Raw genomic sequence first — 23,388 nt, 5'->3', positions numbered from 1 at the left:
AGTAGGAGAGGGGAAAGGTGAAGGGCGGTTAAGCCAGGACCAGATCGAGCAGGGCGCCCAGCAGGCGGCCAATGGTTTCAAGCCCGGCCGCGGCCGAATTGGTCCACGACAGGAAGGGGCCGGCCGCGCCGGTGGCGGCGGCCCAGAGAATGAAGAAATGCAGCGGCGTAGTCATAGCAGGCAGGTGTTGGAGTTGGAAAGCAGCGGGGCAGTTGTGCGGTCAGGCCACCTCGTAAGGCTCGATAAGGTAGCAGCGCCCGGCCACATCGTAGTCGATGACCAGGGCCGTGTCGCCCTTGCGCAGCTCGGTGGCGGCGGAGGCGGCGCGTACGTTCAGGGTCAGGGCCACTTCGCCGGTGCGCACGGCGGCCTGGCCCAGCCGCTCCCGCGTGGTGGGCAGCAGCACCGTGCAGATTTTACCCACCGGGTTGGTGTGGTCGGCGTGGTCTTTTTCCAGCGAGGCAAACAGCCGCACGAAGGGCGTGGTCAGCACCTTGGCCACCAGCAGGCTGCCGATAAACAGCGGTCCGAGAAAGGCCAGGCCCAGCAGGCCGGAGGTGTTGCCGGTGTAGTAGTTCGTCAGGATGCTGCCCACCCACAGCGGCAGGGCCACGAAGCTCAAAAACACCATCAGCGGAATGCGGCCGAGGTTGAAAAAGGCCAGCGCGTGATTCAGCCAGGCCACGCCCAGGTGCGCCTCGGTGTCCAGGTCGTGGTTGAGGTCGAGGTCCAGGGTTTTGAAGTCGAGCAGGCCCACGATAACCGTCAGCCAGTACAGCAGCACGAAAATCAGCAGCCCGGTGGCCGGCAGATTCGGGCGCGAAAGCGCGGCTTGCAGCAGTTCGGTCATAGGCATAACAAGGGCAGCTTAAAAGTAAGCAAAGCGCCACGGGCCGGGCCGCGTGGGGGTTAAGGTCGAGCCGCGGGGGCCTCGCCCTGGCGCGTCCGCAGGGCGGTGTGTTGGGCTTTCAGGCGCTTGTGGTGCCCGGCCACGGCGGCCGCCGCAAACAGGCCGCCGAAGACCAGCAGCGTCAGGGCCACGCTGGCGCTGATGTAGTGGCTGATGCGGAGCACCGCCATGCTGGTAATCAGCACCGTGCCAATGAGCAGTAGGGTTCGTTCGTGGCGGGTCATGGGAGTAACAACCGAGAAAGTGAAGCTCAGCCTCGCTGCGGCCGGCGGTGGCGGTAGCGCGCGACGCCGGCCGAAAGGGTGAGCAATCCGAGCAGGATGGGAGTGGTGGCCCCGGGCTGGCCCGCCAGCAGCCACGTGCCGGCGCCGAGCAGCAAGCCGGAAAGCACCAGCAGAAGGAATTCGAAACGAGGCACCTCAGGTGGATTTGGGTGAAAGCAACGGCAAGCCGGCCCGGGCGGCAGAACGCTACTGCTGCGGCTGCTCCGGCGACGTCAGCCCCAGCTTCTGCTTCAGCGCCTGCAAATCGGCCGCGGCCTGCCCGCCGGCGCTGGTCTGCAGGGCCTTGTCGATTTCCTGGTCGACGGACTTGCTTTCCTGCGCAATCTGCCCGTACGACTCGGCCAGGGCTTCCTCCACGGCCACTTTTTCCTTCATGCGCTCCAGCAGCGCCACCGTGCCCGAGGAGTCGAGCTGGGCCAGCTGCTTGTTGATGGTCTTGGTGGCCGAGTTGACGGCGGCGCGGGCCTTGAGCGTCTTCAGCTCGTTTTCCCACTGGCCGATGGTCTGCTTGAGCTGCTGCACGTTCTGGTCGAGCTGCTGCGCCGACTGCTCAAACCGCTGCTGATCCTGGCCCGCGCGGGTGGCGTGAGCTTCGTTCTCGGTTTTCTTCACCAGGGCTTCGCTGGCGAGGCGGTCGGCTTCGGCGGGGGGCAGGTCGCCGCGGTGGGCGCGCTGCAGCAGCAGCACGGCCTTGTTTTCGTAGTCGAGGGCTTTGGAGCGGAAGCCCTCCGCCTCGTTGCGGCTGCGAATGGCCATGGCCTTCACTTCGGCCAGGGCGTGCAGGCTTTTGTCGAGGTCCAGACGCAGGTCGCGCAGGGCCTGCTCGGTCATCTTGATCGGGTCTTCGAGCTGGTCGATGGCCGAGTGCGTTTCGGCCTGGCCGATTTTGAAAAGGCGGGCGAAGATGTTCATAGCGGGGTAGGGCTTTGTGAGTTTACCAGACCGTCATTCCGAGCGAAGCCGAGGAATCTCGCGTGCTGGCGTCTGCAGGCAACTTGTTCAACAAGGGAATTACTATCGAGCGAGATGTCTCGACTTCGCTCGACATGACGGCCTTTGTAGGTCGTTCTACCGTCGGCTGAAGCCGATCAGCTCGTCGGAAAACTCGCTGAGCAGCAGGCTGAGCGAGTTCAGCACGGCTTCCAGCTCCGAGAGCTGCAGGGTGTCGAGCTGCAGCGTGTCGCGGAAGATGACCTTGCGGCCCGACTCGTCGAGGGCGAAGGCGCCGTGGATGATGTCGCGGTTTTTGGTCAGCAGGCGCTGGTACACCTCGCAGGAAGGAGCCGGCAGCTCCAGCAGGTACTGCTCCAGAATCAGGAGCGGCTCGCCGCAGCCCAGCACCAGGTTGCGGATGCCCTGCTCGGGGTGGTCGACGACGAGGATGCCGTCCGGTTCGTCGGCGTGGCGGATGTCGAAGCCCAGCGTGAGCAGGTGCTGGTGAATGATAGCGAAGTAGGGGTGAGCCATAGGCAGCGCGGGGCGGGTGGGAAGATTCGTTAGCACGGCTCAAATTGCTGGCGTTGCTGGCAGAGCCTTCGGGGTATTTGTGGTAGCTTTACGGTGCAAGAATACTGAAAGTTCTGGCATTGCTCAAACTTTGAGCGTAAAATTTTTTCAGCAGAATGTCCTATATCGGCAACAACATCCGCAAGATACGCACGGTTAAAAAGCTGAGCCAAGCAGCTTTTGCGGAATTGTTCGGACTGGCCCGGCCCAGCGTCGGGGCCTACGAGGAGGGGCGCTCCGAGCCCAAAATGGAGACCCTGATCCAGATTGCTCAGCATTTTGGCCTTTCCGTCGACCTGCTACTGACGAAAGAGCTGACGGTAAACGACCTCTACGGCTTCGATATCTTTCAGCAGGATCTGCAGGCCGCGCCGCCCGCCGATGCCAGCCCAGTGGCGCGGGCCGACCAGCAGGCGGCCCTCACGCCCTTCGTGCGCGCCGACCGCCTGCTGGAGTACATCGTGCATTACCACGACAAGCACTTCGTGGACGCGCTGCCGGCCCTCACGTTGCCGCACGCGCTCGGGCCCGCCACGCGCGCGTTTGAAATCCAGGGGGCCGAGATGCAGCACCAGCAGCAGGGCCTGCGCCACCAAGACGTGGTGCTCTGCCGCCGCATCGACCGGGCCGCGCCCACGCTGCGCGCGGGCCGCATCTACGCCTTCGTGACGCAGAGCCGCCTGCTGGTGCGCCGGCTGGTGGAGCGCCTGGGCGAGCAGCAGCTCAAGCTGCGCGCCGACAACCCCGACTACGGCGCGCAGGAATTTGACCTGGGGCAGGCGCTGGAAATCTGGGAGGTGAAAGCCGTGTTTACCACGCACCTGCGCCCGCCCTCGGCCCTGGAGGAGCGGGTGAGCCGCCTGGAGCGGCAGGTGGAAGAACTGCTCAGCCGGCTCGATAAGGAGCAGGACTGATATCTTGGCGCTTCGTTCTCCCTACTTCCGGCCGGCGCTCCGTCGGCCGCCTCCTCACCTTCCCCATGAGTCTTCTTACCATCCGCAGCCTGGCCGAACTCGAACAATTCCAGGGCCAGGAACTCGGCGTTTCGGAGTATTTTCCCATCACCCAGCAGCAGATCAACCGCTTCGCCGAAGCCACACTCGACCACCAGTGGATTCACACGGATGCGGAGCGGGCCCGTACGGAGTCGCCGTTTGGCGGCACCATTGCCCACGGCTACCTGACCCTCTCGCTGCTGCCCTACCTCTGGGGGCAGATTGTGCGCATTGAGAACCTGAAGATGCAGGTCAACTACGAAATCGAGAGCCTGCGCTTCAACCAGGCCGTGATGGTGGACAGCGAAGTGCGGCTGCGTACCAAGCTGCTGGCGGTGAAAAACCTGCGCGGCATTGCCAAGGCCCAGATCGAGGTGACGCTGGAAATCAAGGACCAGAAAAAGCCCGCCTACAGCGGTGTGGTGACGTTTTTGTACCACTTCGCCGAGTAAGGGCCCGGCTCCGGACCGCAAACTGGCAGCAGCGTTGAGCCGACCCCGCCGCGGAAAAACCGCCGGTGGGTCGGCTCAACGCTGTTTCAGCGGGTGGCGTCGGCTGCTAATGCGCGTATTGCTCGAACACCGGCAGCACGCCCAGCATCTGCAGCACCCCGACCCCCGCAAAAAGCAGCCCCACGACCAACCCGAACCCGTAGCCGCCGGCTTGGGCCGTGGCCAGGTCGACGTTTTCGGGGTTTTCCGGCTCGTAGACCACCTGCACCGTCTGGCCGACGGCGTACTGCCCCGCAACGGCTGCGGATTCGGGGTCGGTTTCCACCACCTGCCCCGCGGCCGTGGTGAACCGGACCCGCGGGGTGAACAGCTGGCGCGCGGGCGTCAGGGCCACGATGGTGGCCTCGGCCCGCCGGCCGCGCTGCTGCCGGGCCCGCTGCTGCCGCCGGCCAAACAGGGCAGCGCCGGTGAAAAACAGGCCCAGCAGCAAAAAAATGACGGCTTCGGCGGGAAAGGCGAGGTGCATACACTCAAGAAGTTGGCTGCCTAAGCTAGGCACAAGACGCCGGGAAATCAACCGACGACTTTGCTTACTTACTAATAAGTAAGTATGTTTGAGCCGTCATGTCTACCGCCGCCCCCGCCACTGCCTTCGATACCCGCACCCGCATCCTCCATCTGGCCGAGGAGCTGCTGCTGGCCCGGGGCTTCAATGCCTTCAGCTACCAGCACATTGCCAAGGAGCTGGGCGTGAAGCCGGCGGCCATCCATTACCATTACCCGAGCAAGGAGGAGCTGGGCGCGGCCATCATCCAGCGGCAGCAGCGGCGCCTGCGCAAGTGGCGCGACCTGCCCCGCGTGACCGAGCTGACGCCCCCGCAGCAGCTGGACGCCCTGCTCGACGTGTACCGGCACCGCGCGGCCCATGGCCCGCAGGTGTGCTTGTTCGGGGCCCTGGCGGCCGATTTTCTGACCCTGCCCGCCGTGATGCAGCAGGAGCTGCGCACCTTCAGCGGGGAGCTGACGCACTGGCTGGCCGGGGTGCTGGCCGCCGGCCGCGCCGACGGCTCCTTGCAGTTCAGCGGCCACCCCTTCAGCAAAGCGGCCCAGGTGCTGACCACGCTGGCCGGCTCGCTGCAGGTGGCGCGGGTGCACGGCGAAGAGCAGTTTCACTACATCCTCCGGCAGCTGCGCACCGAGCTGCTGCCGACCCGCGAAGCCTGATTCCGCGTTCCGCCACCCGTTCCGGCGGCCGGCAGCATTGCCGCCGCCGCGTCGGTGGTGCGCCTGTTTTACCAGTCACCTTCACCGCTACCGCTATGGTGAATACCTTCTCGCCCGCTTACCAGTGGCCGGCCCGGCAGGAGCCGCTGCCCGCCCCGCCCACGCCGTTCCGCTACGCCGAGCCGCCCGGTATCGGCTTGGTGCGGCTGAAGTTTCGGCTGCTGGCCGCGGTATCGACGGAATGGGCATTTCGGGCGGCCTGGCGGCTGTTTTGCACCCCGCAGCGGCTGCCGCGCAAGAAGTGGGAAGACGCCGCCCTGGCCACCGCCCGCGCCTTCCGCGTGCCCTTCGAGGGCGGGGAGCTGGCCGCCTACGAGTGGAACCCGCAGGGCCGGCGCACGGTGCTGCTGGTGCACGGCTGGGAGCACCGCGCCGCCTTCTGGGGCGTGTTTGCCGACGGCCTGGTGCGCGCCGGCTACCGCGTCGTGGCCTTCGACGGCCCCGCCCACGGCGACTCGCCCGGCCGCCTGACTACCCTGCCCGAGTTTGGCCGCGCCACCCAGGCCGTGGCCGATTACCTGGGCGAAGTGTGGGCCGTGGTAGGGCACTCCTTCGGGGCGGCTACCACGGCCGGGCTGCCGGTGCAGTTCAACCGCGCCGCTGATGGCACCTTGCCGCGGCTGGTGCTGATGAGCGCGCCCGGCAGCACGCCCGCCGTGGCCCAGCGCTTCGCCGATCTGCTGCAGCTGCCCGCCGCCGTGGTGCAGCGCATGGGCCGGTTTATCCGGGAGCAAACCGGCCGCGACGCCGAAAGCTTCAGCCTCACGCAAGCGGCCTCGAAGGTGCCGGCCGCCCGCGTGCTGCTCCTGCACGACTGCCAGGATGAATCCGTGCCCTTCGCCGAAGCCCAGGACATTGCCCGCAGCTGGCCCGGCCTCGAGTTTCAGTCGACCACCGGCCTGGGCCACAACAAGATTATGCGCGACAAAGGCGTGATTCAGGCGGTGGCGCAGTTCCTGCAGGAGTAGCGCAAGGAAGCGGCGCGGGTAGCAGTCATTGCGAGGCGCAGCCATTCCGCGCATCAAGCGGCGTCAACCGCAGGAAGGCGTAGCCAATCGGTTTTGGCCAATGCGCCGCCGCTACAATACATACTGACCGAAAACAGTCCCGGCTGAAACGGCAGTGTCAGTCTCAGTCGGGACTGTTTGCTGTTCGAACGGCAGGGCATCCCTACCGCAACGGGTTTTCGGTTGCTGCCAGTTAGGCCGTTGGGCCTCCGACCAGAACCGATTACGCGTCGTGCCAGCGTTACCGTCTGTGCTCCGGCCAGGACCGATTGGCTACGCCTTCCTGCGGTTGCCGCGCTTCGCTTGCAATAACTGCCAGGGCTGCCGCGGCTAGATTTCCTCCTGGCCGGCGGCGTCCAGCTCGCGCAGCAGCTGGCGCAGATTTTCGGGCTCCTGTACGGCTTTCTGCACCAGGTCCAGGTACTCGGCTTCGGCGCGCAGTTCCCGCTTGATCTGGCGCAGCTCGGCTTCCTGCTTTTTGCCGGTGCCCATAAAGGCGTTTTTGTCGCCGTACTTGAGCTGCTGCAGGCGCAGCTTCAGCTCGTTTTGCTGCTGCTGCAGGGCGCGCACGTAGCGCAGCAGCAGCTCATCGGATTCCTGGTCGGTGTCGACGGCGCTGTGCTCGGCCAGCAGCTGCAGCAGGGCGTAGAGGTCGTCGGCTTCGTAGGCGCGGGTGATGCGCTGCATCCGCTCGGTTTTCTGCCGGGCCAGGGCCGGGTCGCGCTCCAGGTCGGGGTGGTTGGCGCGGGCCAGCTGCCGGTACACGGCCTTGGTGCCGGCCTGCAGGCGCTGCTGATCGGCCTGCAGGGCGCGGGCGGCGGCTTCCTGCTCCCGCTCGGACTTGCTTTTGCGCTTGTCGCGCTGGTGGGCGTGGTGCTGGTGCTCGGCCGGGGCGGCGGGTTTGCGCGGGGCCTCGTCTTCGTCTTCGAACCGGGGCACCGGCCGCTGGGGGGCGTAGCGCAGCAGCAAATCGTCCACTTCCTCGCCGAAGCGGTGCTGCAGCGTGCGGGCGTTGCGCCACAGCAGCTCCTCGATGCGCTGCTCCTCCAGGCGGCTGAAAAAGCCGGTGGTCAGGGCCATTTCCAGGGGCTCAAACAGCTGCCGGCGCTGGCTCACCACCGCGTCGGCCAGCGGGCCTACCTGGCGCCAGTACTTGTTTTTGGCCTCGCGCTGCTCTTTTTCCAGCTCCTGCACCTGCAGGCGCAGGCTTTCCACCTTCTCGATGGCCTCGCGGAAAGCCTGCTGCGCGGGCGTGCCGGGCTCGGGCTGGCCGGGGCGGCTCAGGCCGCGCTGCACGGCGGGCGTCTGGCTGGAATCGAAGTCTTCAAACTTGGGCAGGGGCATGAGCGGGCGTCGGCAGATGAGCGGGCAAAGGTCGGCAGGGCGCCGGGCGCGGCCAAACCAGCGGGCCGATTGTCCGGGCGACGGACCAGCCTCGGCGGGTTTGTCGGTTCGGGCGTGTATGTTTAGGACCGGCCCGGCGCGACGGTGACGCGGGCCTTAACCGTGGGCCTATGGTACTACTGGATATGCTGCCCAGCGCGCCCCTGCGGACCTGGGTGCGCCTGATTCAGGTTATCGAGTTTGCCTTCGACGGCGCCGGACCGCTGCCCTTCAAGGCCTACCCGCCGAGGCCCGAGCACTGCCTGGCCTTCTACCCCCGCGACGCGGAGGACGTGGCCTACCCCGATGGCCCCGCCCGGCAGGCCAAGCCCCGGGCCGTGCTCATCGGGCAGCACGCGGTGGTCAGTCACCGCTACGTGGGGCGGCGGTTTCTGGCCCTGCAGGTGGTGCTGCAGCCCGGGGCGCTGTACCGGCTGACGGGCATTCCGCAGCCCCTGCTCACCAATACCTACGTCGACGCCGAGGCCGTGTGGGGCGCCGAGCTGCGGGCCCTGAACGAGCGGCTGAGCGGCCTGGCCAGCTGGCCGGAAATGCTGCCTCACGTCGAAGCCTTTTTGTTGACCCGGGTGGCGCGCAGCCGGGGCGCGGCGCACCCGGTGGAAGCGGCGGCCCAGCGGCTGCTCCTGGCCCCGGCCGGCCTCTCCCTGGCCGCGTTGGCCGACTACGCCTGCCTGAGTCCGCGCCAGCTCAACCGGCAGTTCGAGCAGCGCCTGGGCGTCAGCCCGCACCTGTACGCCCGCATCAGCCGCTTCGACCGCGCCTTCCGCTTCAAGAACAGCCACCCCGACCTCGACTGGCTGAGCGTGGCCGTGGCCTGCGGCTACCACGACCACCAGCACCTGGCCAAGGACTACCGCGCCTTCACCGGCCACTCGCCCAGCGCCTTTTTCCAGCTCGACAACCAGGCGCCGGAGCGGCAGTTCGGCCTGTTCGAAGGCTGAGGCCACCGGGCAGAATGTCCGGATTTTACCAACGGGCCGGGCCGCGGGCCGTGCATGTTTGTCCCGAACAAACCGCTGCCCGTCATGAACCGTCGCCACTTCGTAGTAACCGGCCTGCTGGCCGCCCCCGCCGCCCTCGACCTGCGCGCCGCTGGCCTCGCCGCGCCGCCGGAAGCTGCTCCGCCCGCCTTCGTAGTGCCGCCCGCCCAGAGCCGGGCCGCCGAGCAGATCCTGATCAACGGCAACCCCAATGACGTGAAGATATCCGGGCAGGACACCGCCGGGGCGCTGGCCGTGTTTGAGTACACCGGCCGGGGCAAGGGCGGGCCCAGCCTGCACCGCCATTTGCAGCAGGACGAGACGTTCTACGTGGTGGAGGGCCGCTACCTGTTCGTGGTGGGGGAGGAGCGGCACGAGCTGGGGCCGGGCGCCACCATCTTCCTGCCGCGCCTCGTGCCCCACACCTGGACGCAGCTCACCCCCGCCGGCAAGCTGCTGTACTGGGTGCAGCCCGCCGGGCAGCTGGAAGACTATTTCCGCCGCATTGCCACCGGCCAGCCCAAGGGCACCCCCGCCGAGCGGGCCGCCGTAGCCCTGGCCCACGGCATCGAGCAGCTCGGCCCGCCGCTGCCCGTTCAGCCCTGATAACTAAACCAGTGGCCCAACAGCGTTGTATTTTACAGCCGCAGCGCGGCGTCATATTGGTAGAACCAGCGCCCCTAAAGCACGGCCGAGCTGCAGCGCAGCGACATGGCCTCGGAGCTGTATGGGCGTCAATAGCCGTTCAACGTCAGCAATGCCATACCGCTGCGCTGCAGCTCAATCGTTCTTTTTGCCCCGGGGCTACCAATATGGCGCCGCGCTGCGGCTGTAGGCGCAAGGGTAAAAGATGATGCAGGGGTGGTTCCATTCACAGGCTCTATCCCCACAGCCCGTAGGCCACCCGAAACGTGTTGCAGTGCGCATCCACGATGTCGGCCAGCCGCTCGGAGTAGCCGCCGCCCATGCTCACGGCCACCGGTAGCTGCTGCGCGTGGCAGAGGCCGAGCACGAATTCGTCGCGCTGCCGGCAGCCGGTGGGCGTCAGGGCCAGCTTGCCCAGCTTGTCGGTAGCCAGCACGTCGACGCCGGCCTGGTAGAAGATGAAATCGGGCCGCACCCGCTCGATGAGGCCGGGCAGGGTAGCGCGCAGCTGCGCCAGGTACTCCGCGTCGCCCATGCCCAGCGGCAGGGCCAGGTCCAGGTCCGACTGCTCCTTGCGCAGCGGATAGTTCGCCCCGGCGTGCATCGAGAAGGTAAATACCCGCGGCTCGTCGCGGAAAATGCTGGCCGTACCGTCGCCCTGGTGCACGTCCAGATCCACGATGAGCACCTGCCGCGCTTGGCCGTGGTGCAGCAGCCGGGCCGCGCTGATGGCCAGGTCGTTGAGCACGCAGAACCCCTCGCCGCGGTCGGCAAAGGCGTGGTGGGTGCCCCCGGCCAGGCTCAGGCCGATACCGTCGCGCAGGGCTTTTAGGGCCGACTGCACCGTGCCTGCTGCCGACGAGAGGCTGCGCCGCACCAGCTCCGGGCTCTGCGGCAGGCCCAGGCGGCGCACCTCGGCGGGGGAGAGGCGCAGCTCCTTCACCTTGCCCCAGTACTCGGCCGTGTGCACGCGCAGAATGTCCTCCTCGGTGCAGAACCCCGGGTCGTAGATGTCCGTGGGCCGGGCAATGCCCTGCCACAGCAGCTGCTCCCGAATCAGCTCGTACTTGGCAATGGGGAAACGGTGGCCGTCGGGCAACTGAATGGAGTACCGGTCGGAGGAGGCGAGGCAGGGCATACGGGCGGGATACGCTGCAAGTCTACGGCCAGCACCGCGAATGGGTCGCGCCCCAGGGCTACGGGCGGCTCAATCAGCCAGCAGGCCCTGCCCGCGCAGCCAGTCGAAAATCAGCTGGTCGACGGCCGACACGCGGGGGCGGTCCTGGTAGCTGAGCCAGGTGATTTCCTCGATTTCGTTGGCGGGCCGCAGCGTGCCCGTGTACGCGGCCGCGTAGCAAATCATACGCACGAGCACACCGGGCGCATGGCCGTGCGCCTGCGCCTCGAAGGTGCCGAGGTAGCGCAGGCTGTCGGACCGCAGGTGCACGGTCAGCTCTTCCTCGATTTCGCGCAGCAGGGTTTGCGCGTCGGTTTCGCCGGCCTCGCGCTTGCCGCCGGGAAAGTAAAACCGGTCCTTGCCCCGGCTGCGGGTGCTCAGAATGCGGCCGCCCTGCCAGTGCAGCCATGCTACTTTGTCGATCATGCGCCAAAGATTCACCGGCTGCGGCGGATTTGCGGGCCTCGGCAGCGCAGCCGGGTAGGTGTGGTGAGGATTTCAGGGTGTATCATAGCCGTGGCGGGAATAATTAATTAAAGAAATTACGGCCCGAATTATTCTGAATAAAGAAGTGCAACCGCGGCTATTTAGCTCGGAATAAGGTTTGGTAAAATTGATGAAACTTTTTTTCAAAAAAATTTCATCAACTATTGCATTGTGCGAAATAACCTTTCTACCTTTGACCCGTTCAAAGCCCAAAACAACAAACGACAAAACGACTTCACTCGTCATGCGCCGCCACTTTAATCAATACCTAGGTATGCCAACCAGCTCGGAGGATAAGGTCCAGCCGGGGTTCGGCGCGCACGCAACGGAGTGAAGCTCTTTCGATAGAAGCTCATCCTGCAAAACGCCCGAATCCCACCAGATTCGGGCGTTTTGTTTTTACTCATAGCTCTTCTAACTCGTTACCGCCATGATGTCGGCCCCTCAACCCCAGCCCCGCCTCGTTGCCCGCTTATCGGTGCCCGCGCCGCTGTGGCAGGGCGTCATCAGGCCGGCCAGTTGCCCGGATACAGCGCCGCGAAAACGCGGCTGCTAACGACCCTGGCCACCGCCCGAGTGCTTTCCAGTCGGGCCTGATTCACGGTAATTAATTCCTGGTTTTGCGACTAAATAAATGTCGCCTGGGAAAATATTGCCTGAATTATTTCTGTAATAAATACCTGCGTAACGGCAATTAATTCCGCGTGAATTGCCGAACGGAATTTTACACCCTTTTGCCAAGCACCGCCATGTACGAATCGTTCAGACTTCTGCTTCAACTCTCCGCCGCTCCGGCGCATTCCAAGTCTGATTCTTCAATCGGTAACCGCCCCCGCGAGGGGCACCCCGACCGATGGCCAACCGCCTCAAACCCCTATCCTACGAAGCCCAGCGCGCCCAGCAAGCCGTAGCCGCCCTCACCCAGGCCCGCCGCACCGACTGGCGCAAGTGGGCCCCCAGCCGGCAGATCGACTACCTGTTTTCGCTCACCGGCGAACCACGGCACTGCTACAACCTGCTCGGCGAAGAAACCCCGCTGGCCAAGCTCTACGAGGGCTGCGTGTACGGCCAGAACGGGGCCGAGCGCCAGCGCCGCCAGCAGGTGCTGCTGGCCCTGGCCGCCAAGCGCACCGAGCTGCTGCAGCGCCCCGAAGTCAGCGCCGCCGTGGCCGCCCTCACCCACTACTACCCCCTGCGCCGGCGCGAGCTGGCCGACTGGCAGCCCCGCTCCCGCAACGTGTACCGGCAGCTGGAAAGCCTGGTGCGCCACCTCTTTGATGAGTACGGCGACGTGCCCGGCTGGCTGCTCAACTCCTGGACGGCCGGGCGCCTGCAGGACGGCGGCGTGAACATCGCCGAGCTGACCCTGCACCTGGGCAGCGGCCACGCGCTGCGCCGCTTCCAGGGCCTGCCGGTGCCGCTCACCAAGAAGCTGGAGCACCACCTGCGCCTGGCGCCGGCGGGCTGCACCTTCCTGGAAGCCCTGCGCTACGCCCAGCTCGCCGCCCGCGACGCGCTGGCCTGGTTCGGGGCGGTGCTGGAGTCGCGGATGGGCCGCGAAATCGGTCCCGACGACGCCTTCTGGCTGACGGTGGTGGACTTTTTCGTGGCCGCGCCGATGGTGGACCCGCGCCACTTCGGGCCCGTCTGCGACTGGATTCACGAGAAGCGCAGCGTGGGCATCGGCGACGAGCCGGCCCAGCCGGGTTTCTCGCTGAAAGGCCGCTCGATGGTGAGTGTACTGGCTCAGACGGAGCAGTGGCACCGCCAGCTGGCCCAGGTGCGCCGCTACGCCCCCGGTCCCGTCATTCCGCTCACGACCACCTGGACGCCCATGCCGGTGCCCAATTTCACGAACAACAGCAAGAAGAACCCGGTGCTCATCACCCAGCTGCTCACCTACGGGGCGCTGCTGGAGGAAGGCCGCGAGCTGCACCACTGCGTGGCCTCGTACCTGAGCTCCTGCCGCCAGGGGCGCTGCGCCATCTTCGGCCTTACCCAGGCCGGCCTGCGCGCCGTCACCCTGGAAGTAGCGGCCGGCGGCGTCATCGTGCAGGCCCGGGGCAAGCACAACCGGCCCATGGACGCCTCTGAGCGGCTGTGGGTGCAGCGTTGGGCTACCGACGCCCGCCTGACCATTTCCAAGCACGTGTAGGGGCGCGGGGCCGTCGGCTTTGGCCGGAATAGCGCCACCGCTCCGACCACGAACTCATACCGCCTACCGGACGAAGCCGGGGCATTCCGTGCAAGGTTGCCGGCTGACAGAACGGGAAGACTGTCGGCCAGCGGAATGCCCCGCTTCGCCCGAATGCGGGCCCCGAAAACGCACCAGTTCACCACCTCACTATCTCACCACTTTTATGCGCTTCAACTTCGGATTCCGCAAAAACAAGCCGGCCGACGTGGTGAACCACGCGGGCGCGGCTGCCTACTCCCTTACGCCCCAGCTGGAGCTGTACGCCGCCGTGGCCACGGCCGCGCTCAGCGACCAGTTCTACGAAAAAGCCGATACCCGCCTGCAGCGCCTGCGCGAGCTGGTGGCCAAAAACGACCCCCTGTTCGTGGCGCAGCTGGCCGTGTACGCCCGCGAAAAGATGTACCTGCGCACCGTGCCGCTGGTACTGGCCGTGGAGCTGGCCCGCCTGCACCGCGGCGACAACCTGGTGAGCCGCCTGGTGGCCCGCGTGGTGCAGCGTGCCGACGAGATTACCGAGCTGCTGGCCTTCTACGCCCTGGCCAACCAGCGCCAGGGGCAGAAGCAGCTGAACCGCCTCTCCAAGCAGCTGCAGAAAGGGCTGGCCCTGGCCTTCAACCGCTTCGATGGCTACCAGCTGGCCAAGTACGACCGGGCCGGGCAGGTGCGCCTGCGCGACGCCCTGTTCCTGGTGCACCCCCAGGCCAAAACGCCCGAGCAGCAGCAGCTGTTCGACCAGCTGGTGCGCGGCGAGCTGCCCACGCCCTACACCTGGGAAACCGAGCTGTCGGCCCTGGGCCAGCAAACCTTTACCACGGATGCGGAGCGGCAGACGGCCTTCTGCCAGAAGTGGGAGGAGCTGATCGGCAGCGGCAAGCTGGGCTACATGGCTTTGCTGCGCAACCTGCGCAACATCCTCGAAGCCGACGTATCGGCCGGGGCCATTGCGCAGCTCACGCAGGCCCTGACCGACGAGCGGGCGGTGACGCGCAGCAAGCAGCTGCCCTTCCGCTACCTGGCAGCTTACCGCGAATTGCTCACGGTGCGCTCCGGCCACGTGGCGGGCATCCTCGCGGCGCTGGAAACGGCCATCGGGCACTCCACGCAGAACCTGCGCGGCTTCGGCGCCGACACCCGCGTGGTGGTGGCCTGCGACGTGTCGGGCTCCATGCAGCAACCCATTTCGCCGCGCAGCAAAGTGCTGCTCTACGACGTGGGCCTGGTGCTGGGGATGCTCTTGCAGCGCCGCTGCCAGAACGTGGTGACCGGCATGTTCGGCGACCGGTGGAAGCGCGTGCCGCTGCCCCAGAACCAGGTGCTGAGCAACGTGCAGGAGCTGTACCGTCGCGAAGGCGAGGTGGGCTACAGCACCAACGGCCACCTGGTGGTGCAGGATTTGATCCGCCACAACGAGCGGGTGGACAAGGTGATGATGTTCACCGACTGCCAGCTCTGGAACAGCACCGGCGACGGCAACGACCTGGCCAAGGCCTGGCGCCAGTACCGCCGCACCGTGGCGCCCCAGGCCCGCCTGTACCTGTTCGACCTGGCCGGCCACGGCAATACCCCGCTGGACGTGCGCGAGCCGGACGGCGTGGCGCTCATTGCCGGCTGGTCTGACAAAGTCTTCGACGTGCTCCAGGCCCTGGAAAACGGCGGCTCGGCCCTGACGGAGATGGAGCGGATCGACTTCTAACTACTTGACCCCAGGCCGTAAAGCAGCCTGATTAGTGCCCATCGTTACCCCACATTCCTTCGCTACCCGATTCCGCCAGCTGATGCGCGTGCGCTGCTTTACGGCCCATTTTTCCTTCTGATTCCAAACTCACACCCGCAACCCCCAAGCGGTACGGCGCGGCGGCAACAGGGCCGCCGCGCCCCGCGTCCGGAACCCCGATTTCACGCCTGCCCCAATAAACCGCGAACCGCGTCAACACCTGGCCCGCCGCCCCTCGATGCCCCGCAAACGGGCCGTTACCCGCCCGCCTTTGGTCGGGCGGCGACTACCGAGGGCTCGGCAACACGCTGCCCATTACGGCAGCCTGCGCTACCGGCCGGCGGACGCCAACGCGCCGGGGCAGGAACTCGGGGCTGTTTCCGGCCCGCTGAGGTGCGCGGAGGCATTTGCTCCTTCACTTTTTAAGCGCTGTACTTTCATGAAGCTCACCTAAACAACCTCACTGTTCTCGACGGCTAGCCAGGTGCCGTAGCGGGGCGTTACTTCGTGGCTGTTTCGGGTGGCCCCACGGGCCGCTTCGGGTTCGAATCCCGCGCCGGTGCTTTGGCATCGGCAGGAAAATAAACGCGCTGCGCCCATTGCCCTGGCTGTTGTTGCCAAGAACTGCCCACCACCCCGCCGGGTGTCGTAGACCAGCGTTACTTCGGGTCACAAGTTCGAATCTTGTTTTCCGGGCTGCAGATTACCGCCGCCGGAAATAGCTCAGCGGGTAGAGCAGAACGGCTACTCAGCCGCACGTTACGCTTGTTGCTTTTTTACCCCGGCGGATTGTTCATTATCGGGCCAGGCGGGTGCCGTAGGAGCGCATTCCTTCGCTAGGGACTGGTGCCGCAAGGCGTGCGGGTTCAAGTCCCGCCCGGCCGCCCGCAAGGGCCGCCGGTGGCGAAACGAAGACGCGCCAGTGATAAAGGGCGCCCCGTTTGTTGCCTCGCTCTTGCCCGATAAAGCAGCCGTACCGAGCGCCGTAGCTCAGCCATCCTTCGTGCCAACTTAGAGTTCTGTCGCGGGTTCGACTCCCGAAGTGGGGCCGGCTTGCCGGGCCTGCGCTTACGAGCGGTAGGGCAGACTCGTGGCTGGGCCGTGGTTGCCTCGGGTTGACTTTGCCGTTGGGTGCCGTAGCGCAGCCCTACTTCGCACTTTTAATGCCCGGGTCGGGGGTTCGAGTCCCTCTCGCTTCTTCGGAGGCGGTAGCTCAGTTGGTTAGAGCAGGAAACGGGCTGGGCGCCCCGTTGCCCCAACGGTTTTTTTCTTACTGCCTACCGGGTGTCGTAGGCGGGCGTTACTTCGGTAAGACGTTTTCGTTGAGTAGGTTCAATTCCTTCACCCGGCTGCTTCGGCGGCCGGTAGACGTCCGGTCCGCAAGGAGCGGCGTCAGCAACGCCCGCCGCTGGTTGCCCCGGTAAGCAGCTGGTTTTTTGATTGGTGCCGTAGCGCCGCCATACTTCGTCAGGGATACTGAGGTCGGAGGTTCGAATCCTTCCCGTTTCCGCCAGGAACGGTGGCCTAGTGGTTAGGGCGCAGTGTTATCGAGGGCGGCGCGCCCCGTAGCCCAATCTAAAATGAATGTGGGACGGGCAAGGTGTCGTCGGGCAGCATTCCTTCGACTGAAAATTGAATCTGAAGCTGCTCACCCGTAACCCTTGCCCGATACCACCCGCTCCCACGGCCGGATGCCGTAGGTCCGCGTTACTTCGACCTGTCACGTCGGGCAGTACGCCGCAAGGTGTATCCCATGGTACGCGGGCCGTCCTGTTGCTCCGGCTCTTGAGGGGGACAACCATGCCGCGCGAGCCGTCGGCCGCGCTTTTTCTCCAACTCACCGCGCCCCAGGGGCGCACCCACCATCATGGCCAATCAATTACGCGGCAACGACCTTCGTCAACTGGGTTTCCCGGAAGGTCGCGCCATCGGGCTGGCGCTGGCCCAGCTGCAGCGCAAACACCTCAAGCGCCTCTCGCACACCGATCAGCTGGCGCTGCTCAAGCTGATTCTGCAGACTCCCAACAACTTCCTCACCGACCTCGACTGGAGCCATACCGCGGCGGCCCTGCTGCCCCCGCCCAGCCGCCACATTGCCCTGGCGCCGCGCAAAGACTACGTGCTCTACGGCGCCGAGCACATCGAGCCGGGCGCCATTCACCAGATGGAAACGGCCATGAAGCTGCCCGTGACGGTGGCCGGCGCCCTGATGCCCGACGCCCACCACGGCTACGGCCTGCCCATCGGCGGGGTGCTGGCCACGGATAACGCCGTCATCCCGTACGCGGTGGGCGTCGACATCGGCTGCCGCATGGCCCTGAGCATCTTCGCGCTGCCGCCCCAGTACCTCGCCCAGCGGGTGCAGGAGCTGCGAGGCGTGCTGCTGACGACCACCAAGTTCGGCAACCGCGACGTGTTTCGCCACGGCCAGAAACTGGGCCACGAAGTGCTGGAGCGCGACGAATTCGCCGCCATTCCCTTCCTGCGCAACAAGCACGAATCGGCCATTGCGCAGATCGGTACCTCCGGCTCCGGCAACCACTTCGTGGAATTCGGCATCGTGGAAATCACCGACCCCGCCAACGACATGGGGGTGCCGGTGGGCCCGTACCTGGGGCTGCTCTCGCACTCCGGCTCCCGCGGCCTGGGCGCCAGCATCGCGCAGCACTACACCAAGCTGGCCCGCGAAACCTGCCAGCTGCCCGCCGAAGCCCAGCACCTGGCCTGGCTCACGCTGGACTCGGAACTCGGGCAGGAATACTGGGCGGCCATGAACCTGGCCGGTGACTACGCCTCGGCCTGCCACCAGCAGATTCACCAGCGCGTGGCCCGGGCCCTGGGCGAGCGGCCCCTGGCGAAAGTGGAAAATCACCACAACTTCGCCTGGAAGGAGCGCCTCTCGGACGGCCGCGAGGTAGTGGTGCACCGCAAGGGCGCCACGCCGGCCGGCCGGGGCGTGCTCGGCGTGATTCCCGGCTCGATGACGGCCCCCGGCTTTATTGTGCGGGGCCGCGGGGTGGCCGAGTCGCTGGCCTCGGCCTCGCACGGGGCGGGGCGCCTCATGTCGCGCACCCGGGCCAAGGCCGAGCTGGGCGAAGCCGAGGTGCGCCGCCACCTGCAGCAGCACGGCGTGGAGCTGATCGGCGGCGGCCTCGACGAGGCGCCGATGGCCTACAAAGACATCCACACCGTGATGCAGAGCCAGCAGGACCTGGTGGACGTGCTCGGCACCTTCACGCCCAAAATCGTGCGCATGGACGGCGGGGCGTAGCCCCCAGTTGGCGCGCTTTTAGTTCCGTCAGCCGGAGCGCAGCGAAGAACCTTGTCTCGTCGGGTCGATGTCGTCACAACGATTTCGTTTGCGCCTGACAAGGTCCTTCACTGCGCTCCGGCTGACGTTTCTTTTCATTCATCCAAACCCCATGCTCCGTACCCAACTAGCCGAATCCATCTTTACCGTCGACGACTTCCTGACCCGCCAGGAATGCCTGCACTACCTGGCGCTCAGCGAGCAGCTGGGCTACGAGGCCGCCAAGGTGAATACCACCAAAGGCGCCCGGCTGATGCCCGCGGTGCGCAACAACAGCCGGGTCTTTCACCGCAGCGAGGAGCTAGCGCAGAAGCTTTGGGAGCGGGCCCGGCCGTTCATCCCGGCCGAGTTCGGGCGCAGCCAGGCGCTGGGGCTCAACGAGCTGTTCCGCTTCTACCGCTACCAGGCCGGTCAGCAGTTTCGCGGCCACTACGATGAAAGCTACGTGCGCAGCCCCACCGAGGCCAGTCTGCTGACCTTCATGGTGTACCTGAACGACAACTTTCAGGGCGGCGACACGGCTTTCCGCGAGTTGCGCGTATGGCCGCAGCAAGGGCGCCTGCTGGTGTTCGAGCACGGCCTCTACCACCTCGGGCGCACGGTGGAGCAGGGCGTGAAGTACGTGCTGCGCACCGACGTGATGTTTCGCCTGCCGGCGGAATAAAGGCCACTCTCTGCAAGTGCCCGGGAGGATGGAAACGGGCGGCAGATGTAGCGCGGGCTTCCGCCCGCGTCCGCCCGGGTGGCAGTATCGGCCAGGCGGACGCGGCCGAAAGCCCGCGCTACTCTGCGCAACCTCGGCCGTAACCCGCCGTGCAGCCCCTGCGCTACACGCTTACCATCCTTGCTCCCGACCACCCATGGCCAAGAACACCACCAAGCTCCACGGCAAAGACCTGCGCCAGCTCGGCTTCACCGACGATAAGCAGATCAGCCTGGCCCTCGACATCCTCGACCAGCGCGAACTGCGCCGCCTCGACAAAGGCAGCGCCCTGGCGTTGCTGCGCGACATCAAAGCCGACCCGTTCAAGTACGTGCGCGACCCGACCTGGCGCCCCCTGGCCCAGGAGCTGGTGCCCCAGCCCAGCCGCGAGGTGCGCCTGAGCCCCGAGGTGAAGGATTACCGCCGCTACGGCGACTCCTTCATCGAAGACGGCGCCCGGCGGCAGATGGACACGGCCATGCAGCTGCCCATCACCATCGACGGGGCCCTGATGCCCGACGCCCACCAGGGCTACGGCCTGCCCATCGGCGGGGTGCTGGCCGTCGACAACGCGGTCATCCCGTACGGCGTGGGCATGGACATCGGCTGCCGCATGGCCCTGTCGGTGTTCGATGTGCCGCCGCGCTACCTGGAGCAGCGCCGCGCCGAGCTGAAAAAGCTGCTGCACCACCACACCCGCTTTGGCGGCAAGGAAGTGTTCAAGGACCCCTACGACGATGCGGTGCTGCACCGGTCCGAGTTCAAGGAAATAGCCGTGGTGCGCGGCCGGCGCGAGGCCGCCATCAACCAGCTGGGTTCCTCCGGCTCCGGCAACCACTTCGTGGAGTGGGGCGTGGTCGACATCACCGCCGAGGACAACGAGCTGAACCTGCCGGTGGGCCCGTACCTGGGGCTGCTCTCGCACTCCGGCTCCCGCGGCCTGGGCGCGGCCGTGGCCCAGCACTACACCAAGCTGGCCATAAACCGCTGCCCCTTGCCGCCCGAAGCCCGCTACCTCGCCTGGCTCGACCTCGACACCCAGGAAGGGCAGGAATACTGGGCGGCCATGAACCTGGCCGGCGACTACGCCTCGGCCTGCCACCGCGACATTCACCGCCGCCTCAGTCAGGCCCTGGGCGAAAAGCCCCTGGCCAAGGTGGAAAATCACCACAACTTTGCCTGGAAAGAGGAGCTGGCCGACGGCCGCGAGGTGGTGGTGCACCGCAAGGGCGCCACGCCGGCCGGCCGGGGCGTGCTCGGCGTGATTCCCGGCTCGATGACGGCCCCGGGCTTTATCGTGCGCGGGCGGGGCGAGCGGGACTCGATTCAGTCGGCCGCCCACGGGGCGGGGCGGCGCCTCTCGCGCACCCAGGCCAAGCAGCAGGGCAGCGAAGGGGAGCTGCGCCGCCTGCTGCGCGACCAGGGCGTGGAGCTCATCGGCGGCGGGCTCGACGAGGCGCCGATGGCCTACAAGGACATTCACCAGGTGATGGAGCACCAGCGCGACCTGGTGGACGTGCTCGGCTCGTTTCTGCCCAAAATTGTGCGCATGGATGCCGGGAGCGGCGGCAAAAGCAAGTACGGCGGGGAGTAGGAGCGTACCTGGCGCAGCGCCCGCAACAATTGCTGCGCGCTGTCGTGTGGAAACGCAAGGCGGCGCGCATCCACCGGGTATTCCTGGTTCAATCACCCGTTTCCGCTGCTTATGTCGCCCCGTCGTCTGTGTTATTGGCCCCTGCTTGGCCTGCTCATCGTCCTGCACGGCCTGCCGGGCCCCTGCGCTCTGGCCCAGCAGCCCGACACCTCCTTGCGGCACCCCGCGCCGCAGCCGGTACGCGTGGGCTCGGGGCCAATATTTCTGGTGAATGCCCGGCTCATCGTCGGCGACGACGGACTGGCGGCGCTGGACCCGAACCAGATTCTGCGCCTCGAGGTGCACAAGGGCGGCCTGACGACCCCGGCCAAATGGCGCAGCCTGGCGCCGCACGGCATCCTGGCGCTGACCATGAAGCCCGGCTTTCCCCTCAATACCATTGCCAGCAAGAGCCTGCCGCAACTGCGCCGGGAGCTGAAGCTGGCCCGTCCCGTCCGGTTTGAGCTGGACGGGCTGCCGCTGGAAGACCCGACGTTGCGCGTCGCCACGGCGGCTATTGCCGGGCTGGAGGTGAAGCAACCGGCCACGGTGGCCGACGCGCCGGTCATTAACATCCGCCTCGTGCACCGGCCGTCCCGGCCAGCCAAGCCCGGCATCTACATCCGCGGCACGGCGCGGCGCTGAGGCGGGGGAGGGGCGGTGCGCAACGGGCGGGCCAAACACGGGTATTTGGGCCGCGGGCAGCTTCACCAATACCTTCGCCGCCCCGAATCCTTATCCGTATGCTTCGATTTCCTGCCGCCGCGCTGCCGCTCCTGCTTTGCGCCGCCACGGCCCACGCCCAGGTGCCCGCCGCCACCCGCGCCGCCGACTCGGCCTACGTGCGCGACCATTACCAGAAGCTCGACCGCCGCATCCCCATGCGCGACGGCGTGCAGCTCTACACCGTCATCTACGTGCCCAAGGACGCCGGCAAGGGCCACGAGTACCCCATCCTGATGCGGCGCACGCCCTATTCGGCCGGGCCCTACGGCGAGGACAATTACCCCAAAGCCGGCCCCGGCCAGAGCCGCGAGCTGACCCGGGAGCGGTTCATCTTCGTGACCCAGGACGTGCGCGGGCGCTACATGAGCGAGGGGCAGTTCGAGGAAATGACGCCCACCGTGCCCGCCGCTCACGGCAAGCCCACCGCCAAACGCAGCAAAGCCTACGGCCACGACGAAAGCACCGACACCTACGACACCATTGAGTGGCTGCTCCGGAACGTGCCGCACCACAACGGCCGCGTGGGGTTGATGGGCATTTCTTACCCCGGCTTCTACGCCGCGGCCGCCCTGCCCGACGCCCACCCGGCCCTGAAAGCCGTGTCGCCGCAGGCCCCGGTGACGGATGAGTTCATGGGCGACGACGCCAACCACCACGGCGCTTTCTTCCTGCTCGACAACTTCGACTTCCTGCAGAGCTTCGACGCGCCGCACCCCGGCCCGCAGCCGACGTACACGCCCCTGTTTCGCGCCGAGTACGCCGACGCCTACCGCTTCTTCCTCGACCTCGGCCCGATCAACAACGCCAACGGCCCGGCCTACTTCAACGGCCGCGCCAAAACCTGGAACGAGTACCTCGCGCACCCCACCTACGACGCCTACTGGCAGGCCCGCAACCTCCGCCCGCACCTGCGGAACGTGCGGCCGGCCACCCTGGTCGTGGGCGGCTGGTTTGATGCGGAGGACCTGTTCGGGGCCCTGAACACCTACCGGGCCATCGAGCAGCAGAGCCCGGGTGCCCACAACCGCCTCGTGATGGGCCCCTGGACCCACGGCGCCTGGGCCCGGCCGGAGTGGAGCAAATTCGGCCCGCTGCGCTTCGGGCAGAACACCGCCCAGTGGTACCGCGACAATCTGGAGCTGCGCTTCTTCAACCACTACCTCAAGGGCAAGGGCTCCTTCGACGCCGCGGAAGCCACCGTGTTCAACACCGGTACCAACCAGTGGGAGCAGCTTTCGGCCTGGCCGCCCACAGGCAGCGCCTGGGCCCTGCGCCTGCAGCCCGGCGGCGCCCTCGGTCCGGAGCAGCCCGCCGGCACCGGCAGCTTCGATGAATACCTCAGCGACCCGCACCGCCCGGTGCCCTATACCAACGGCATCCACGCCGGGCGCAACAACGAGTACATGGTGGAAGACCAGCGCTTCGCCGCCCAGCGCCCCGACGTGCTGGTGTACCAGACCGCGCCGCTGCCCGCCGACGTGACCGTGGCCGGCCCCCTTCGGGCGGAGCTGTTCGTGTCGACCACCGGCACCGACGCCGACTTCGTGGTCAAGCTCATCGACGTGCTGCCCGACTCCGCCCGCGGCTGGGCCGGCGGAGCCATGCCCGCCCCCCGCGCCGGCTACCAGCAGCTGGTGCGCGCCGAGGTTATCCGCGGCCGGTTCCGCAACTCATTTGAAAAACCCGAACCCTTTCAGCCCGGCCAAGTCACCGCAGTCAGCTACCAGCTGCCCGACGTGCTCCACACCTTCCGAAAGGGGCACCGGCTGATGGTGCAGGTGCAGAGTACCTGGTTTCCCCTGGTCGACCGCAACCCGCAGCAGTTCGTGCCCATCCCCGGGGCCGGGGCGGCCGATTTTCAGCGGGCCACCATTCGCGTGTACCACGACGCGCAGCACCCCTCGGGCGTGGTGCTGCCGGTGCTGGCGCGCTGAGCGTGCCGTCGCCCCCCAAACAAAACCGCCCGGACCAGTAC

Annotated in this window: 23 protein-coding genes; 13 read left to right on the top strand and 10 right to left on the bottom strand. The window is 66.6% G+C overall.

Translation table 11 applies throughout. The annotated features are described in order from the left end of the window. Positions 1-28: 28 nt before the first annotated feature. The 6 genes from DLM85_RS25390 to DLM85_RS06875 all read right to left on the bottom strand — a co-directional run bounded on the left by DLM85_RS25390 (position 29) and on the right by DLM85_RS06875 (position 2,661). On the bottom strand, positions 29-175 hold the full coding sequence (locus tag DLM85_RS25390) for a hypothetical protein (RefSeq protein WP_165822036.1): 147 nt from the start codon (positions 173-175) through the stop codon (positions 29-31). A gap of 45 nt (positions 176-220) precedes the next feature. Continuing rightward, on the bottom strand, positions 221-856 hold the full coding sequence (locus tag DLM85_RS06890; protein ID WP_111477305.1) for an OB-fold-containig protein: 636 nt from the start codon (positions 854-856) through the stop codon (positions 221-223). Positions 857-909: 53 nt separating this feature from the next. Next, on the bottom strand, positions 910-1,134 hold the full coding sequence (locus DLM85_RS06885; protein WP_111477304.1) for a hypothetical protein: 225 nt from the start codon (positions 1,132-1,134) through the stop codon (positions 910-912). A 26-nt stretch (positions 1,135-1,160) separates the two neighbouring features. Next, entirely contained in the window at positions 1,161-1,328 is a 168-nt protein-coding gene (locus DLM85_RS25385) for a hypothetical protein (protein WP_165822035.1), read from the bottom strand. Between the two features lie 52 nt (positions 1,329-1,380). Continuing rightward, complete coding sequence (locus DLM85_RS06880; RefSeq protein WP_111477303.1) at positions 1,381-2,106, bottom strand: PspA/IM30 family protein; 726 nt, start codon at positions 2,104-2,106, stop codon at positions 1,381-1,383. Positions 2,107-2,262: 156 nt separating this feature from the next. Continuing rightward, the gene (locus DLM85_RS06875; RefSeq protein ID WP_111477302.1) at positions 2,263-2,661 is read right to left on the bottom strand and encodes a YbjN domain-containing protein; all 399 of its coding nucleotides are present in this window, start codon (positions 2,659-2,661) and stop codon (positions 2,263-2,265) included. A 155-nt stretch (positions 2,662-2,816) separates the two neighbouring features. Here DLM85_RS06875 and DLM85_RS25730 point away from each other — a divergent pair, with 155 nt between their 5' ends. Then, the gene (locus DLM85_RS25730; RefSeq protein WP_111477301.1) at positions 2,817-3,614 is read left to right on the top strand and encodes a LexA family transcriptional regulator; all 798 of its coding nucleotides are present in this window, start codon (positions 2,817-2,819) and stop codon (positions 3,612-3,614) included. A 65-nt stretch (positions 3,615-3,679) separates the two neighbouring features. Further along, entirely contained in the window at positions 3,680-4,147 is a 468-nt protein-coding gene (locus tag DLM85_RS06865) for a MaoC family dehydratase (RefSeq protein ID WP_111477300.1), read from the top strand. A gap of 106 nt (positions 4,148-4,253) precedes the next feature. Here the strand turns inward: DLM85_RS06865 and DLM85_RS06860 are convergent, their stop codons facing one another. Then, positions 4,254-4,673, bottom strand: a complete 420-nt coding sequence (locus tag DLM85_RS06860; protein WP_111477299.1) for a DUF3592 domain-containing protein — start codon at positions 4,671-4,673, stop codon at positions 4,254-4,256. 98 nt (positions 4,674-4,771) lie between these two features. Here DLM85_RS06860 and DLM85_RS06855 point away from each other — a divergent pair, with 98 nt between their 5' ends. Then, positions 4,772-5,371 carry a TetR/AcrR family transcriptional regulator gene (locus tag DLM85_RS06855; RefSeq protein WP_111477298.1) on the top strand — a complete coding sequence of 200 codons (600 nt, stop codon included), beginning with the start codon at positions 4,772-4,774 and terminating at the stop codon, positions 5,369-5,371. A 95-nt stretch (positions 5,372-5,466) separates the two neighbouring features. Continuing rightward, positions 5,467-6,399: an alpha/beta fold hydrolase gene (locus DLM85_RS06850; protein WP_111477297.1), complete on the top strand. Its 933-nt coding sequence runs from the start codon at positions 5,467-5,469 to the stop codon at positions 6,397-6,399. A 369-nt stretch (positions 6,400-6,768) separates the two neighbouring features. Here DLM85_RS06850 and DLM85_RS06845 read toward each other — a convergent pair whose 3' ends face one another. Beyond that, positions 6,769-7,782, bottom strand: a complete 1,014-nt coding sequence (locus DLM85_RS06845) for a hypothetical protein (RefSeq protein WP_111477296.1) — start codon at positions 7,780-7,782, stop codon at positions 6,769-6,771. Between the two features lie 170 nt (positions 7,783-7,952). Here DLM85_RS06845 and DLM85_RS06840 point away from each other — a divergent pair, with 170 nt between their 5' ends. Beyond that, positions 7,953-8,783: an AraC family transcriptional regulator gene (locus DLM85_RS06840; protein ID WP_111477295.1), complete on the top strand. Its 831-nt coding sequence runs from the start codon at positions 7,953-7,955 to the stop codon at positions 8,781-8,783. A gap of 84 nt (positions 8,784-8,867) precedes the next feature. Continuing rightward, a complete protein-coding gene (locus DLM85_RS06835; protein WP_165822034.1) occupies positions 8,868-9,428 on the top strand; it encodes a cupin domain-containing protein in 561 nt (186 codons plus the stop codon). Positions 9,429-9,702: 274 nt separating this feature from the next. Here the strand turns inward: DLM85_RS06835 and DLM85_RS06830 are convergent, their stop codons facing one another. Then, on the bottom strand, positions 9,703-10,605 hold the full coding sequence (locus tag DLM85_RS06830; protein WP_111477293.1) for a histone deacetylase family protein: 903 nt from the start codon (positions 10,603-10,605) through the stop codon (positions 9,703-9,705). Positions 10,606-10,674: 69 nt separating this feature from the next. Then, on the bottom strand, positions 10,675-11,070 hold the full coding sequence (locus tag DLM85_RS06825) for an NUDIX hydrolase (RefSeq protein ID WP_111477292.1): 396 nt from the start codon (positions 11,068-11,070) through the stop codon (positions 10,675-10,677). 913 nt (positions 11,071-11,983) lie between these two features. On the opposite strand from DLM85_RS06825, the gene DLM85_RS06820 reads away from it, so the two are divergent. The 7 genes from DLM85_RS06820 to DLM85_RS06790 all read left to right on the top strand — a co-directional run bounded on the left by DLM85_RS06820 (position 11,984) and on the right by DLM85_RS06790 (position 23,347). Continuing rightward, entirely contained in the window at positions 11,984-13,285 is a 1,302-nt protein-coding gene (locus DLM85_RS06820) for a PcfJ domain-containing protein (protein WP_111477291.1), read from the top strand. Positions 13,286-13,490: 205 nt separating this feature from the next. Further along, a complete protein-coding gene (locus tag DLM85_RS06815) occupies positions 13,491-15,020 on the top strand; it encodes a TROVE domain-containing protein (protein ID WP_111477290.1) in 1,530 nt (509 codons plus the stop codon). Between the two features lie 1,888 nt (positions 15,021-16,908). Next, complete coding sequence (locus DLM85_RS06810; protein ID WP_111477289.1) at positions 16,909-18,312, top strand: RtcB family protein; 1,404 nt, start codon at positions 16,909-16,911, stop codon at positions 18,310-18,312. Positions 18,313-18,463: 151 nt separating this feature from the next. Beyond that, positions 18,464-19,015: a 2OG-Fe(II) oxygenase gene (locus DLM85_RS06805; protein ID WP_165822033.1), complete on the top strand. Its 552-nt coding sequence runs from the start codon at positions 18,464-18,466 to the stop codon at positions 19,013-19,015. A 196-nt stretch (positions 19,016-19,211) separates the two neighbouring features. After that, positions 19,212-20,648 carry an RtcB family protein gene (locus tag DLM85_RS06800; protein WP_111477287.1) on the top strand — a complete coding sequence of 479 codons (1,437 nt, stop codon included), beginning with the start codon at positions 19,212-19,214 and terminating at the stop codon, positions 20,646-20,648. 111 nt (positions 20,649-20,759) lie between these two features. Next, a complete protein-coding gene (locus DLM85_RS06795) occupies positions 20,760-21,332 on the top strand; it encodes a hypothetical protein (protein ID WP_111477286.1) in 573 nt (190 codons plus the stop codon). Positions 21,333-21,430: 98 nt separating this feature from the next. Further along, on the top strand, positions 21,431-23,347 hold the full coding sequence (locus tag DLM85_RS06790) for a CocE/NonD family hydrolase (protein ID WP_111477285.1): 1,917 nt from the start codon (positions 21,431-21,433) through the stop codon (positions 23,345-23,347). Positions 23,348-23,388: the final 41 nt, after the last annotated feature.

The organism is Hymenobacter edaphi (genome assembly GCF_003258365.1).
In the GTDB taxonomy this organism is placed as follows: Bacteria; Bacteroidota; Bacteroidia; order Cytophagales; family Hymenobacteraceae; genus Solirubrum; species Solirubrum edaphi.
This window is presented reverse-complemented; position numbering and strand designations above follow the sequence as displayed.